General features: G+C 63.2%; 1 protein-coding gene. It reads left to right on the forward strand.

From position 1 onward, the window contains the following. Positions 1–638: 638 nt before the first annotated feature. The coding region (locus A6A03_RS20215; protein WP_156525222.1) for a hypothetical protein at positions 639–825 on the forward strand (187 nt) is incomplete at its 3' end.

Here is an 825-nt window from a genome sequence, read left to right on the forward strand (position 1 = left end):
GATGGCCGCCAATTGGCCTTCGCCAGCGACCGCGACGGCGACTTCGAGATTTATATCCTGAACGTCAGCGATGGGACGATAACCCAACAAGTCACCCAAAACACCGCCCAAGACCGCTGGCCGTTGTGGGCCCAGTAGAGACGCACGGCGGTGCGTCTCCCACTCACAGCGGTGCGTTGTGATATTGGATTTGATTATGTGAAAAGATGGTAGGCGCACGGCGGTGCGTCCCCGCACGGCGGTGCGTCTCCCAGCCACGGCGGTGCGTACCTTCCATGGGGCGGCTGACAATCCGCCCCTCCCTACCCACCCGTTTGAGTTGAGGGGCGGACAGCAATGTGGTCAAGCACAACCGTTGATCACTGTACAATGCCTCAAAGCTTAGCGCGGCCCCCTCTCCCGCACCAGTGGGTTCAAGGGCGGGCAGAACATCTGTCCAGCACCCGGCCCTGAAGGGCCGGGCTAGGGTTACGAAGCCCGCTGCGCGGGCTGATGCCCCCACCCCTTGCCCCTCCCCCGCTGGGGGAGGGGTGATGGGGAGCGCGGCCCGGGACTTTACGGCATCGCACAACGTTCGACAGTTGTACTCGATCTAACGTTCTGTCCGCTCTTGAACCCACCACCACGGAGGTGCTGCAATGCGACTCATTCATCGAGTGATCGTTATCCTCGTACTAGGCGCTGCTATGCTGACGAACACAACCTTCCTCTCAGCCGCGCCCTTCGCCAACCGTAACGAATTCGCCGACCCGCGCTTCGCCGCGATCTGGACCCGCACCGACAGCGAGGCGGTGCGCGGCGGGCGCACGTGGTATTGGGGGCCGG

It is taken from the genome of Chloroflexus islandicus, from assembly GCF_001650695.1.
Classification (GTDB): Bacteria; Chloroflexota; Chloroflexia; order Chloroflexales; family Chloroflexaceae; genus Chloroflexus; species Chloroflexus islandicus.